Origin of the sequence: Aquimarina acroporae (assembly GCF_023195925.1) — a bacterium.
GTDB lineage: Bacteria > Bacteroidota > Bacteroidia > Flavobacteriales > Flavobacteriaceae > Aquimarina > Aquimarina acroporae.
Genome location: NZ_JALPRE010000007.1, coordinates 246,808 through 260,161, shown reverse-complemented (window position 1 = coordinate 260,161; position 13,354 = coordinate 246,808). Strand labels below are relative to the sequence as shown.

7 protein-coding genes are annotated in these 13,354 nt (G+C 34.8%); 6 read left to right on the top strand and 1 reads right to left on the bottom strand.

Annotation, left to right across the window (positions count from 1 at the left end; all coding sequences use genetic code 11):
* Window positions 1-157: 157 nt before the first annotated feature.
* The gene (locus M0D21_RS12370) at window positions 158-529 is read right to left on the bottom strand and encodes a YciI family protein (protein ID WP_248329924.1); all 372 of its coding nucleotides are present in this window, start codon (window positions 527-529) and stop codon (window positions 158-160) included.
* A gap of 617 nt (window positions 530-1,146) precedes the next feature.
* Here M0D21_RS12370 and M0D21_RS12365 point away from each other — a divergent pair.
* The 6 genes from M0D21_RS12365 to M0D21_RS12340 all read left to right on the top strand — a co-directional run bounded on the left by M0D21_RS12365 (window position 1,147) and on the right by M0D21_RS12340 (window position 13,340).
* Entirely contained in the window at window positions 1,147-1,677 is a 531-nt protein-coding gene (locus tag M0D21_RS12365; protein WP_248329922.1) for a UpxY family transcription antiterminator, read from the top strand.
* 112 nt (window positions 1,678-1,789) lie between these two features.
* Window positions 1,790-2,782, top strand: a complete 993-nt coding sequence (locus M0D21_RS12360) for a DUF1702 family protein (protein ID WP_248329920.1) — start codon at window positions 1,790-1,792, stop codon at window positions 2,780-2,782.
* Window positions 2,783-2,812: 30 nt separating this feature from the next.
* Complete coding sequence (locus M0D21_RS12355; RefSeq protein ID WP_248329918.1) at window positions 2,813-4,306, top strand: hypothetical protein; 1,494 nt, start codon at window positions 2,813-2,815, stop codon at window positions 4,304-4,306.
* 185 nt (window positions 4,307-4,491) lie between these two features.
* Window positions 4,492-7,212 carry an FG-GAP-like repeat-containing protein gene (locus M0D21_RS12350; protein ID WP_248329915.1) on the top strand — a complete coding sequence of 907 codons (2,721 nt, stop codon included), beginning with the start codon at window positions 4,492-4,494 and terminating at the stop codon, window positions 7,210-7,212.
* A 91-nt stretch (window positions 7,213-7,303) separates the two neighbouring features.
* Window positions 7,304-12,904 carry a type I polyketide synthase gene (locus M0D21_RS12345; RefSeq protein WP_248329913.1) on the top strand — a complete coding sequence of 1,867 codons (5,601 nt, stop codon included), beginning with the start codon at window positions 7,304-7,306 and terminating at the stop codon, window positions 12,902-12,904.
* Window positions 12,891-13,340, top strand: a complete 450-nt coding sequence (locus M0D21_RS12340) for an acyl-CoA thioesterase (protein WP_248329911.1) — start codon at window positions 12,891-12,893, stop codon at window positions 13,338-13,340. The genes M0D21_RS12345 and M0D21_RS12340 overlap by 14 nt, the downstream gene beginning before the upstream one ends.
* Window positions 13,341-13,354: the final 14 nt, after the last annotated feature.

Here is a 13,354-nt window from a genome sequence, read left to right as displayed (position 1 = left end):
AAAAGTCATGTATTTACATGTTTTTTCCTTACGTTCTTTTTGATAGTACCTACCTGTTTTAAAGGTCTATAACAGGTAGATACTTTTCAAAACACATAATTGATCTTTCCAATATTGATGCGAGCTTTGTTAAAAAGATACTGTAAAAATCGACAGATTAATGTGTCTCCAGCATAGTTTTTACATCCTGGGGAATTTCAATGATTTCACGAATTTCAACGTTTCCATTGATCTTAAGTGTTGGGCATTCCTTGGCGATAGCTGTGATTTCATCTAGGTTTTCGCATTTAGCAATTAAATAACCACCAACAATTTCTTTCATTTCGGTATAGGGACCATCTGTAAAAGAGCTATCAGCTTTTACGACTCTACCATTAAACCCTAGTTGGTTGGTTGCAATAAATTTTCCTTGTGCAGCAATTCCTCCTATCCAATCTTGCCATTCTTTGATGGTTGATTGCATTTCTTCTGGTGTAGGCTGGTAATTAGGATCAGCTTCACTTCTAAAAATCATCATAAATTCTTTCATAGTGTAAAAAATAAAGGTTTATATATATAACGATCGAATAATTCCAAATAGGACAGAAAAAGAAAAAAAATATTCTAAATCTTTAATTTGTCAAAATATCAAAAAAAGCGATCTGTGCAAGGGGATAAGCACTTAAATTCTGTTTAATCAAAAGAGTGTAACATAGAACAAATTCAAAAAAACAAATTTTTTTTGTTAAAAATTTATTAACAATAAAAGATATAAATAACTGAATATCATTCATTTAGGTAATTTGCATCTTGTAAAGCAATTGTTAAATTTGAAATTTATGTTTGGATTAAAGTTTTTTTTTGATTTACCTTTACATCAGTTTAGAAACGGTTATTCTGTAACCAATTTGAAGAATAAACTTAACAAAAATAGACTATGTAAGTCTAAGAGGCGAAGCCGTAGCCAGGCGTGACTCTAACCTATCCCATCCAATTTTTTTTCATTTTTTTGATTGAAATCAACATTCTCTTAACGTTGATTTTTAATATCAGAATTTATAGTTCGAAATGAATTGCAAAACATGTAATTAGTTACATGAGTATGTGATTCAGAAGGCGTAGCTATTGATTAGTTTTAAGATTATTAACCAATATATATACACAATAATGAATAAAACAAAATCAACCTGGTATGTCCTTTATGTTAGGTCAAAACAGGAAAACAAAGTCCATCAAGTTCTTTGTGAGCATGGTTTAGAGAGTTTTCTTCCTCTTGTAAAAACTATACGAAAATGGAGCGATAGAAAGAAGGTGTTATACCAGCCATTATTTCCATCTTATATTTTTGTAAACCTGAAAAGTAAAAACGAGTTTAATCGAGCTTTATCCATAAAAGGGGCATGTTCCTACATAAAATTTGGTAGCGAGTATGCAAAAGTTTCGAATGATGAGATACGAAAAATAAAAATTTTAAATAACGCAAATGATCTGGATCATATCGAAACAGATGGTACCAGATTTCTCAAAGGAGATTATCACAAAATAACTTATGGTGCTTTAAACGGATTAGAATGTGAGATATTAAACGGAGATAACAACAATAAAATTGTTGTGCGTATAGACTCTATTCGTCAAAACATCATAGCAACCTTACCTAAAGTATTCTTATCTAAGCAAAACCTCAAAAAAATTGCTTAGTCACATCTTTGGGTTTAAATTCTTTTCATTGTTCTACTAGCACACAATAATAAATTTATATGGGGCATTAAGTCATTCTATAGTAGCGACAATACTCTTAAAACGATAACTTATGATTTATAACTTTAAAACACTCAGAAAGCAAATATTGGGTTTGTCACTTTCTGAAGGAAACTTTTCAAAAAGAGGTTTTGAAGAAGGAAGCAAAGCGCAAAAGCGCTTGGAAGATGTTGGAAAAACCGTCATGATGGGGTATAATGTGGCGGTTGAAAATGGTAGAGGCGACGATATGCAATCTATCATTAGTGCTATCAAAAGTGAAAAAATTGGGTTTTTTCATGAAGGAATAGCAATGGGGTTATACACTTTAGATTTATTTTCAATAACAAGGAAAAATCACTTTTGGAACTTCGTCAAGGAAGAAGGAAATCACCATGAATATATGGCCTACATAGGTGCCGGTTTAGCTATTGGGGTTTTTAATAAAGGTTTTGAAAAATTTATTGCGAAAGCCTGTCCTATGTGTGGATGTTTAGTGCTTGACGGAATTGGTTTTTACCACGCTTTTTTTAAACCTAAGAGAACATTAAAACAATATAAAATTCCAAAATCTATCGAGAAAAATAGATTTTATCTTGAACGATTTGATAATGGAGTAGGAAGAGCAATTTGGTTTTATGATTCAGGTAACCCAGAGGCTATTGCCAAAACAATACATAGTTTTCCAGCCGATAGAAGAGGAGATATCTGGTCAGGTGTTGGACTAGCGGCTGCTTATGCAGGGGGTGTGCCTGAAGAAGATATTTTTAAATTAAAGAAATTATCGGGGAATTACTCTGTTATGTTGGGACAAGGAGCATTTCTTGCTGCTCATACCAGACATAAAGCAGGAAACCCAACCAATGATGAATCTACAGTTGAAATATTGGTTGGCGAGTCTGCCAAAAGTTGCGACGAATTGGCAAATCAAGTTATCGAGCAACTCGATAAACGTAATAGATATGTTGACAATAAACCTTCATTCCAGGTTTTTCTGGAGTATGTTCAGGATTGGGTAAGCGCCAATATTTCTTATCAAGAGAGTAAAGTACTCTCACTTAGTTAGTATTTTTTTAATCTTATAAAACAAGTTTTTATGAAAAAGAGTAGTTTAAGATTCTTTTTTATAGGGATCACTATATTCTTTTCTTGCAAAAGAGAAAGTTATACCATAGGTATTTCCAGTAATAAAGAAGAAATTGCAGATAATGGGTATCGATATACACCATCTACCCAGTCTTTCCTTCGAGGACATCATATTCTGGAAGACACAGATCAAATAAAAATAGAAATAGATAAAGATCTTTTGGCAGATATATCATTTGGTTTGAAAGATAGTCAAAAAGATAATTTATTTTTTGAAGCAAAGAACATTCCGTTACGGTATCTTGTACCAAGATTACATTACAAGTTTGGAAGTCAACCTGATGATTTCGATTTTTTTAATCTCATGATGGCAGAATACTCTCGGAACGGACTAAGTTTTCCGTATGGTCATGAAAATGATGTGTTTACTCATTTTGAAACCAATCTAAGTGCAGAAATGCCCTGGAGGCTAGAGGATGATTACGGTTTTCAGCCCAATACTCGATTTAAACCTATTCGATTGAGTGTTGTGAACAATTGCTTAAGCCCAGGACTATGGGAATTAAGTGCATCAGATAAAACTGGTGAAATGTATCACTCATGGTTTAATTTTCCCATGGATAAGTACTATGAAATGACTGCAAAAGTGAATAAATTATCCTATGAAGATGTAAAAAATGCATTAGAATGGCGTGAAGGTAGAACCAAAATAGATCTTAATAGGTTAAGGACACTTAATAGTACCTCTCGTTCAGAATCCATATCAGTAATAGATGAAGAAATAAGTTATTCTTCTCAAGGATCAAGAAGAAAGCTAGCCAAAAATTTCGTTGTTGCCAAGCAAGAAGAAGGGTATAGACCTCCGAAGAAATTGTCTGATGTATTAGAGAACCCAGTAAAAATGGCAGAGTTTATACCTCCAGGGATTTATTCGATAAAAAGTAAAAAAGATTTTGATTTTAAAGAATACCTAAGTCCAAAATCTGTAGATATTAATAGAGTTAAACCTAAAACTTCATTCAACTTTGATCTTGGGCAACTAAAAGATGATAATTTAGACTATTTAGAACTCAAAATAAATTTAGAAGGAGGTAAAAGCCTTATCGTTGGAAATCTTCCTTTGAATCTCTTGGTAAATCAAGAAGATTTTACCCTTCACGGTTTTGGAGTAGGGATTTTATCTGCCAGCGGCTTGGCAGAAAGGAGAAAAATGTTGATCGATCAGGGTTTTTGTCCTAGTTATGCTTACCTGGCAGAGGAAAAAAATGGAGATTTAATTGCACTTAATTCTCATAATGAAGGATTAGAACAAGTATTTATACGAAGTTTTCCATTTGCAGAAACGCCACATTGGGATGTTACATTTACATCATATGAACGTATTACAGATATAGTAAAGTATAGAATTCCTATTCCTAACAATTTAATAGAGCAACAAAAGAAGTCTACAGATAATTACATCACACCTGTATATTTTTCTTATCGAGATGATAATCTACGATAAATTCAATCTTCCTTTATAATTTAAATTTATTCATGTTCCCGTAGCTGTAATGCCTTATACAGCAGGGTTATGCAAATTATTTTATGAATTTAAGTGTCTGATTTTCAGTGTTTTTGAAAATACAGACTAGGAGGAGTATTGCAAATTTTTAAATCAACCACAATAACCGATTAATTCACAAAACCATGAGAATTAAGTATAACAAAAAGAAATTTATATTCATTACAGCGCTGGTTTCATTAGTCATTTTTGCTATTGTATTCCATAACATTGTGTTGTTTAAAGTAAGTCAGGTTACCAATGTAACCGCAAAATTCGATAACGAATTTATTCAGTCTGAAGATGATATTCTATTCGATATTGAAAAGAAAGAATATCAGGCATTAGACAAATCTTCATTTGAGTCTTTAGATACACCGCAACCTTTCAAAGAAATTGAACCGTTTGATGATGAAGCCAAACATTGGGGAACTTTTGCGGGGCAATATGGATCATGCGGGTTACTCTTATTTGATGCAAATGGAGATGAAAAAATCGATGCTTACTTTCTTAATCCTGGCGATAACTGGGTGAGACCAACTACCGATAAAGGCGTAATACTAGACAAAGCGCGTTTACAGCATAATGCCTTATACATCAATATGGGTAATGATAGTTTGGGGGCACCAGTGTATAAAATAGCATCAGAATTGGCAGCAGAAAATGAAACCTATCAAGAAGAAGAGCTGTTAATCGAAAATTACCTATATCCTAGAAAAAGTGTTCTTGATAGTAAAGAACGAAAAGGACGAAACGCGCAAACTGCTGTTTCAGTAGACCTTAATGGAGATGGGCTAAATGATCTAATTGTCGGAAATGGTCTAGAAGGTATGGTTTGGTCTTCTCCAGAAACGCAAAGGATATTAGGGCAGTTTGTGAGACCAGTAGGACGACAGGCAAATAATGTAAAGGTGCCAATGAAAAGTCAAGGGTTAGGTTTTGTAAAAGGCTATACTCCAAGAGATAATACACATGATAAACATCAAACCGGAAGAGGAGAAGAGTTTATGGGGGCTAATTCTATCTTCTTAAATATGGGAGATAAAGATAACGATGGATTGCCCGAGTGGAAGGATATATCTGTTGAAAGTGGACTTTCAGGGCAAAGAAATACTTTCTCGGTTTTGGCAGCAGATTTTGATCTCGATGGGGACCTGGATATTTTTGAGGGAAATGCTATGGATGAAGACTACTGGCCTGGTGGTTCACGAATGAATTCGGGTGGGGCGAACCAATTATATATTAATCAATTAGTAGAAACTGGAGAGTTAAAATTTATCGAAAAATCTGGAGAGATGAACGTAGATGGGGTGTATGATGAAGATAATCCGATGCCGTATTACTATAGATTAAAGCGATGGCCTATACTTCCCAAAGAATATTCCTTGGCTTTTATGCATTTTGAAAAATATCAGCCAGAATGGTTAAAAATTAACGGACAAGAGTCTGAACATGGGCAATTGTCATGGTCATCTGTAACACAAGATGTGAATAATGATGGGTATCCTGATATCTGGGTAGCTAATGATCTGGGTTGGATGCGTCTTTATATTAATGATAAAGGAAAACGCTTTGTACAACCAAAAGAATATGCAAGATCAGATAAAACAGGATACTGGATGACATTCTCTCCTGGTGATTACAATAATGACGGGAAAGAAGATTTGTTTGCGGGTAACTTAGGCGGATCATCAATGAATTTTGCGTTTTCTTATCCAGATGCCAATATGATTTTAAATCCAGTAATGACTGTGGGGACCATGGCGCAACAATACTTTGCCAATAGGCATAGGGCAATGCATGCTATTGTAGATGGACAAGATTTCAAAAATGAAATGAAAACAAAGGTTGAACACTCAACCATTCTTCCGCCAGATGCGTCCCTTCCAAATAATGTGAGGCCATTTATTCCCGGTGGAGAATTGGTGCCTTACGATATTAATAGCCTAGATCCATACGAATTTGCCTGGGGGTCTACTCCAATTGATGTTCAAAACGACGGAAAATTAGACCTCTATTGGATCGGTTGCCTTTATGGAAGAGGTGGAGGGATATTTCCTATCATGGGAACTGGCCCCGGAAGATTATTGGTTAATGCTACAAAGCCAAATGAGGTGTTGAGTTTTAAAGATTATACTGCAGAATACAATTTATTTAATATTCATGAGCTCAAGTATGATAAATTAGACTCCGATGGGTATATGTATCGTAAATCTCCAACAAAAAACTGGGGAAAACGTAGTATGGTTTATAGCTATGATGCAGATGTATGGGGATTACAAGGCCCCGAAGTTTTGCAAAAAGTATCTAATCAATCTATGATACAATTGGCAGAAGAAGGAAGAGCTGTAGTGGCTGCAGATCTTAATAATGATGGTTATGAAGATTTAGTCGTTAGAAATATGGGAGGTTATGATTCCAGAAGGTCTAATGCTGTGAACTTAAAAGCAGAGATTGATGGTAAAATAAGGGTGTTGCCTGCTCATGATGCTAATTTTCCAACGCCAACCAATTTTGAACCGGGAAGTTCCAGAGTGTTTTTAAATACACATAAAGGTGGAAACTACATAAAAATTCAAATAGAAGATACTACCAAAGATACCTTTAATAGAAATGCAGTTGGGGCAAAAGTGTTTCTAAATGATAAACAAATGAGAGTAAAACGAGTTGGAGGAGGAGGTTTTCTTTCAAACTACTCTGGGCATTTGCATTTTGGACTGGGTACAGAAACAGCTACCAAAATAAGAGTAGAATGGCCTGATAAAAATCAAACTGTCGAGGAGTTTAATGTAGAAAACCTGGCAAATGGGGTGTTACACATCTCAAAAGGAAACAAAGAGGTAACCTGGAAACCAGACTCAAATTAATTATCACACTAAGATTTCTTCTGTTGCTGCTGCTAATTCTGCTGGATCCCCTCGCATAGCACAATAGAAATTTTCAAAAACAATTTTTATTATGAAAAATAGAGAAGGAATTGCCATAGTTGGTATGGATTGTAGGTATCCTGGAGCCAATTCTATTCAAGAGTATTGGGAAAATATATTGTCACTACGAAGACAATTTAGAGAAATGCCTAAAAAGAGACTTGATTTGGCATACTATGGTTCTGATGATGTCGATGAAGATACTACCTACTCCAAGAAAGCCGCTGTGTTAACTGGGTATCATTTTGATAGAGTCAAATATAGAATATCTAAATCTACATTTGAACAAACAGATATGGTACATTGGTTGGCTTTAGATGTTGCATATGGGGCCTTAAAAGATGCAGGATTTGAAAATGGCGAAGGACTAGTAAAGGAACGAACAGGGGTAATCATTGGTAATTCTTTAAATGGGGAATTCACTCGGGCAAATCAAATGCGTTTACGCTGGCCTTATGTGTCAAAAGTATTAGAATCAACATTAACCGGAATGAAATATGGTTCTCAAGAAATCACTTCGATTATTGAGAATATGGAAAATATCTATAAAGAACCTTTTCCGGTTCCTGATGCAGATACGTTGGCGGGGGGCTTAAGTAACACAATTGCAGGGAGAATTTGCAACTACTTCAATTTTAACGGTGGCGGATATACTGTAGATGGGGCATGTTCTTCATCGCTTTTGGCAGTAACCAATGGTTGTAATGCCATTTTAAATGGAGAAATGGATGTAGTCTTAGTGGGAGGAGTAGACCTCAGTATCGATCCGTTTGAAGTAATTGGTTTTGCTAGAAATGGAGCACTGGCAAGAGATAATATGGAAGTTTTTAGCAATAGATCACAAGGTTTTTTTCCTGGTGAAGGATGTGGTGTTGTTGTTTTGATGAAAGAATCTGAAGCAATTTCGAAGGGAATCCCGATGTATTCTGTAATAAAAGGTTGGGGAATATCATCAGATGGAAAAGGAGGGATGACTCGTCCCAAACCAGAAACTCAAAGACTAGCTTTAGAAAGAGCATATCAAAATGCTGGATATAACATTACAGATGTCGATATGTTTGAAGCACATGGTACCGGAACACCATTGGGTGATCAGGTTGAGCTTACAGCACTGGTAGATGAGTTAAAGAAATTTGGGGAGCAGAAATATAAAATGCCTTTGGTGGGTTCTGTAAAACATTTAATTGGTCATACCAAAGCTGCAGCTGGTATAGCAGGAGTAATTAAAGCTGCTCTTGCTGTTAAAAATGGAATAATACCTGGATCTAAGATCGATAACGAGGTTCACCCTATACTACAATCAAATACAGATACTTTAGCCTTGGCCAAAACTCCAAAATATTTGGAACATAAAGGAGAGAGAAGAGCATCTGTTTCATCATTTGGTTTTGGAGGAATCAATGTGCATCTCACTATGCAAAGTGAAGAAGTTGCCAAAAAACTACCGAAGATTTCTTCTAAAATCAAAAGTATTGCAAGAACAAGTAGAGATTATGAAGTTTTTCCCGTCGCAGCACCAAACAAACAGACCTTAATAAATCAATTAAAGGTACTGTTAACCAAAGTAGGAAAGCTTTCATTTTCAGAACTTACCGATTTATCGATAACCTTAACTTCTCAATTTAAGAATGCAGGAACCTGGAAAGTGTGTTTTGTAAGCCACAGACCAGAACAGTTGTTAGATCAAATATTAGAAGTATTGCCCTTAATAGAAAAGGAAGAAGTGTTTTGGGTAGATTCAGAAAAGGGAATTTATTTCACTACTACTGATGAAAGAAAACCTATTACATTTTTATTTCCAGGCCAAGGGGCTCCTATTTATAATAATCTTGGTGGTTTTGAAAACTTAATGGAAGCCATTGGGCGTCAAAAACATGAAGAAACCTCACCGTTAAAAGATACCGTTTGCTGTGATCACATTGTTGATACCAAGGTGGCGCAATTCTCAATTGTTTCAAAAACTCTCGAATCTATAGAGTTACTTTCAAGTCTTGGAATACATGCAGATCATGCTATTGGTCATAGCCTTGGTGAAATATCGGCTTTGGCTTGGGCAAATTCCATTAGTAAACAACAAGCTTTGGAGATTGCAAAGGTAAGAGGTAATGCAATGTCAGAATATGGAGAACCCAACGGAGCTATGTTAGCATTGCAATGTGGGGATAAAGAAATATCTAAACTTTTAAATGGCAGTAATGCAGTGATTACTGGATATAATGGAGTAAATAATTATGTAGTAGGAGGAAACAGAAAAATTATTGATCAGATAGAAGCATCTGCTTTTGAGAATGAGATTCGAAGTACGAGATTAAAAGTCTCTCATGCGTTTCACACACCTATGATGCAAAATGCAGCTAAAGAATTCAAAAAGGAACTGGAAAGATTAGAATTTAATCCTCTTACAAAATCTGTCATTTCTACGGTTTCTGGTCAAAGTTTGGATGAAAATGTAAATATTAAAGAACATCTATTTGAACAAATAGAAAAGCCAGTTCGATTTACTCAAGCTATAGAAAACATAAAGAATGAAAAAGGAATATTTATAGAAGTTGGACCTGGGAAAACGCTCACCAAATCTTTGAAAAATGACAAAGAAGTACATATAGTAGGGATAGATTTTGGAAACTCTTCTACCAAAGGATTACTAAATGCGCTTTCACTAGCTTTTGTAGCAGGAGAAGATGTATTGTTTGAAGAGTTAGCAATTAACAGATTTTATAGAACTATAGATATTGGCAACTGGGAATTAGATGTTTTAGAAAATCCCTGTGAGAAAAAAGATGTTGGGAGCTCTTCACCTTTAGGTGCTTCGAGAACAGTAAAAAAATCAAAGAAAGTTACTTCAGATACTACAAGTAGAGGAACAAACTTGGAAGTTGTAGATTCTGAAGAAGGTGTTCTATCTTACATCAAAAACCTGATTAGTGCTAAAACAGAGATTCCATCATCCGAAATTACCGATGACGATAGAATTTTGTCACAGTTACATTTAAATTCTTTGGTGATCACAGAAATAGTTTCGCTCGTAGCAAAAACTTTTAATCGAGATCATAAAGTATTCTCTGAGGCTTCACTTTTGGCAAATGGAGATGGTACTTTGAAAGAACTAAGCCAACTAATTTTTAAGGGTGAAGTAAATACAAGAAATGGAAAAGCAAATAACGATGTTTCTTTTGAAAATGTGCATCATTGGACTCATGTTTTTAAGAGAAGCGCGGTTTCAAGAAAATTAATTAAAACCAACTTAAAAAAATCACAAGGAGAAATTGTTGTTAAAGACATTTCAGGAATTGCAAAGGATTGGGCAACTAAATTAAAGTCGAAGAAACTACAAATAAATGATGGAATCATATTTGTGTACAGGTCAGATTCAAAAGATAATATTCTTGCTCATTTTCTTGATTTTATCCACAATTTGCAAAACGATAAGTACACCACTTTTGTATTGGTCGAAATTGTAGGTCAAGAAACTACAAAGGATTTAAAGCCGGTATTTAAAACCTATTTACAAGAAAATTCTCAGATAGATCTTGCAATGACATTGAGTCTTGCAGAAGATATTGATGATAACTTAAAGATTGTAGAACAAGAGCTTTCATATATAGGGAAATACAAAGAAGTGCATTATGATAATCACGAAAGTCGAACAGAATCTGAGTATAGCGTTTACTTTCCTAAAAGAGGTAAAAAGACAAAGGCCATTTCTGAAGGAGATGTGATTTTGGCTACAGGAGGAGGAAAAGGAATCACCTTCGAATCAGTTCTGGCATTGTCAAAATCATATGGTGCTCAAGCAATATTAATCGGAAGAGCTCAACCAGATAAAGATGCATTGTTATCAAAAAATTTAGAACTTTTAAAAGAGCATAATATAAGTTTTGAATACTATGCTGTAGATGTTTGTGATACCATAAAAATGCATAAAGTACTCAAAGAAGTACATGACAAATGGGGAGATGTACATCATATTCTTCATGGGGCAGGAATTAATAGACCAAAACCTATTCAGGAGTTAACATTAGCGCATTTTAGGGAAACTACTAAGGTTAAGATCGAAGGACTTGATAATATCATCACTGGCCTGCAAAATATCGATGAGGTAAAAACAATTGTAAGTTATGGATCTATAATTGCCCAAAGCGGAATGCAAAGAAATGCAGATTATGCCTGGGCCAATGATCAGTTAGCAATTTATACGACACAACTTCAAAAAGAGTTTCCTCGATGCAAATGTATGACCTTAGAATGGTCGGTTTGGGATGAAACCGGTATGGGGGTTGCATTAAATAGTATAGAGCATTTAAAAGCTCAAGGAGTATGGCCAATTCCTGTAAAACAAGGCATTGAAAAATTACAAAGCCTGTATGCAGATAATGAGGCTACTGGGCGATTTGTGATCACTAGTAGATTCAATAACATTGGAACTATCATATTTTCGAAACAACGATTTTCTCTGGGGAGATTTATTGGCGATGTGAGAGATTATATTCCCGGTGTTGAGATGGTTTCAGAAGTATCGGTTAACCTTGATGATGATAAGTATTTAAAAGATCACGTGTTCAATGGTCAATATGTGTTTCCTACGGTAATGATTCTTGAAGGAATGGCGCAATGTTGTCAGGCATTATCTCAACAGGAAAATACGGTTTGGGAATTTGAAAATTTGAAGATTGACAAATCGATATTTATTCCTGAAAAGGGTAATAATATTGTGAGATTTATAACGACACGACTATCAAAAGATAGTTTTAAAGTTGTCGTACAAAGTGAAGATTCTGATTTTGCGGTTACTTGCTTTGAGGCTACTGTAAATTTAAAACAAGAATTACATCAGAAAACACTTTCGATAGACCTGCCAAAAGATCAAAGTTTAGACTTTGATGTACAAGAGAAGTTTTACGACGATTTGTTATTCCATCACGGAGCGTTTAGAAGAATTCAAGAATTTCACGTTTTGCAATCCATAAAATCTTTGGCAAAGGCACAAACAAATGATACAGATAACTGGTTTGGTTCTTTCGTTTCAGATCGTCTTGTTTTAGGAGATCCAGGATTAAATGATGCAGCGATTCATTGCCATCAAGCTTGTCGACCAGCTCAACAATTATTGCCTACGGCTGCAACTCGCATAAGTATAAATACTAGTAATTCTGAAGAGTTTGTATACATCAAAACTATGGAAAGATATGAAGATAACGATCATACTGTAATCGATGTGTTTATTTATAATCACGACAAAAAGCTACTTCAGTTATGGGAAGGATTGGTACTCACCAATGTAAAGGGAGTTACTCGTTCACTCGAATGGAATTCTAACTTTCTAACTCCCTTTTTGGAATATCAGATCTATAAAAAAGCTGCAATTCGGATGTATATCAGAGAGGAGCAAGTGCAACAACTTATCATTAATCTCATGGAAAACAAAATCTCTGAATTACAGCTCTTGGATAATCTAATTATTGAATTATTACGTGAAGAAGAGATGAATCAGTATCAACCCTTAGAATATCCATTACTGGTAGACTCAGTAATACGTATTCAAAATATACCAGGAAAAGTTCGTCTTAAGGTATATCAGATATCAGAAAAAGAAAACTTAAATATAAAAATAGAAGGATATGCCAATGATTAAAACCAACGAGAGTGCTTATTATGAATATAATTTTAATACTACTTTCGAAGAGACCAACCTGGTTGGCAATATTTATTTTGCAAATTACATTGTTTGGCAAGGCAAATGCAGAGAGATGTTTCTCTATGAAAATTGCCCAGATGTAATTGAAGAAATTAATAATGGGTTGGCACTTATTACACTAGATGTAAGTGTAAAGTATCTTGGGCAACTTCGCGCCTTTGATAGGGTAAGTATGCATATGACCCTCGAAGCTCAAAACGAGAGTCGATTACTCATGGGCTTTCGCTATTACAAAAAAGAAAATTCGCAATTACATCTGGTTTGTGAAGGAACTCAAGCCACTGCAGCTATGAAAGAAATAAATGGCAAAATGGTTCCCGTTCCTTTTCCCGAATCAATGTTCGAAATCTTTTCACAATATCAAATCATTTAATCTGCTTTTAATAT